The organism is Aeromonas sp. 1HA1 (assembly GCF_029237385.1).
In the GTDB taxonomy this organism is placed as follows: Bacteria; Pseudomonadota; Gammaproteobacteria; order Enterobacterales; family Aeromonadaceae; genus Aeromonas; species Aeromonas popoffii.
In genome coordinates this window covers 1-1,843 of the sequence record NZ_JAACGC010000153.1, presented here as the reverse complement: position 1 = coordinate 1,843, position 1,843 = coordinate 1, and the positions used below count along the sequence as shown (strand labels likewise).

2 protein-coding genes are annotated in these 1,843 nt (G+C 46.2%); both read right to left on the bottom strand.

From position 1 onward, the window contains the following. The coding region (hcp1, locus tag GWQ22_RS21270) for a type VI secretion system effector Hcp1 (protein ID WP_147293069.1) at positions 1 to 394 on the bottom strand (394 nt) is incomplete at its 3' end. Positions 395 to 767: 373 nt separating this feature from the next. Next, positions 768 to 1,436, bottom strand: a complete 669-nt coding sequence (locus GWQ22_RS21265) for an inovirus-type Gp2 protein (protein WP_275931601.1) — start codon at positions 1,434 to 1,436, stop codon at positions 768 to 770. Between the last annotated feature and the right edge of the window lie 407 nt (positions 1,437 to 1,843).

The window sequence follows — 1,843 nt, the reverse complement described above, 5'->3', positions numbered from 1 at the left end:
CTTGGCAGTGCGGCATCTGGCAGTCGATGTCAACGATGGTGGCATCGGTCAGCACGGTAGAGAAGAAGTGCTCCTGCTTGCCTTCCACAGAGGTGCGGTACCACTTCAGGGTCACTTTCGGCAGCATCTCGCCGGAAGCCAGGGAGTTGTACATCAGCGGCACAGCTTTGTTCAGCGCAACGGTGAACTTGAACGGCTTGTGGACACGCTGACCAGCAGGCTGGCCGGATTGCGGGTCAGTCGGCACGGTGACAACGTGCTGGAACTCTTGTACCAGCATCTCGTCTTCGTGACCTTGTACGAAGATGTTGCCGACGGAGTCGGAGGTGAAGGCACCTGCAGTGATGTTGCCCTGGGTTTTACCTTCGATGCTGATATAACATGGAGTTGGCATGTGTATGCTCCTAAATAGGTTGGTTAAATGAGCTAGCACTCGACCAAACCCTTAGCAGTGACCATGCCAACTTTTCGTTTCATTATTTATCAATCACTTACCACCAATCCATAGCCTCAACCGCACAACCCTGAGCAAGTTTTCGCTCAAACAGCGCACATGTTTCATTATATGTTGCTCAGGCAGTGATTTAACCTAGTGGGTGAGCAACAAATTGCGCCAGTCAGAGCTATTGACCACCCTCATCCACATTCCCCACTAACGCCGCATCGATATTGAGCCGCACCAGCTCCTGCTTGAGCGCCCAGAATATCGCCTGGCCCTTACCCCCAGCCTCTCGAGGATATGCTTGAGGTGAAAGGAAACTGCGCACTCAATTGTTACTCCCCCCAAAACACTGATATCCCTGCCCACGGCGCTTGGATTCCTTTTTGGCAAGGTATGCTGCATGGAGCAGCACTTTTTTTATAGCCACAGGATCATCTGAGAAAACTTCGTGCTGCCCCTCCTCTGACAGTTGAACCAACCCTCGCCTCCTACAAAAATCAATTGATACATCCGCTTCAAAGACGGCTCGATGCCAAGCTACTCTAAGCTTGTTTGCCAGATTCAGATTCTCAGACTTAAAGTTCCCGAGAGAGTAATAGGCATCCCCATTTAAGAAAAACATCAAGTGATAGTGAGGAACGACAGCCTCTGCTGTTTGCTCCCTCGCCCAAACATATCTAATTGCTGTTTTGCGAACTCTTTTCCCATTTGTAGCTTGGCGCATCTGATCCAGAACAAACAGTTTTTCAAGTTCCGCAAAGAATGCTTTCAGCACATCACCATGATAACGTGAACTACCTTCTGATAGCATCCTGGTAAACAAATTATCAGGGAAGCGAAGGTCAACTCTAAAAGCAAAGACCCTAGAGTATTGAGCAAAAGCATGATTCATCACAGTAACAATTTTACTTAGGTTATCTTTATCGAAAGTATACCCATTTTTCTGGTAGTGGCGTTCAGCCGCCACTCGATATTCATTAAGAGTGTTAAACATATTAAACTCCATAGATAGAAGGAGGGCCACATTCTGAGAATGTATGCCGACGTTAGAATTAAGGTAGCAGTTTGCAAGTGTGCACTAGCACACTTTCATTGAAGGTTTGAAACAGTGCTATCAACTTAGCGATATGATGGGTTATGGATTTTGGTATGCTGATGGTTACGACATCCACATGTTTGTACTGTCGATCTGCATACTGTGTATGCAATTTTATTCGGTGTTTATTTTTACTCCTTATTTATACTCTTTATTTATATATTACTATTGCCGACACCAAAGCCTGACTCTTATACACAAATATTGTGAACTGATTGGCACTTTTCCCGATTTCCAGGATCTGATCTCCTATGTGACTCCCGAACATGGTAACGATCATGCTAACTTTTGCTCTTCATCGTGCG

Coding starts and splice junctions, on each gene's coding strand:
- GWQ22_RS21265 (WP_275931601.1), bottom strand. CDS start 1,436: ATGTTTAACACTCTTAATGAATATCGAGTGGCGGCTGAACGCCACTAC.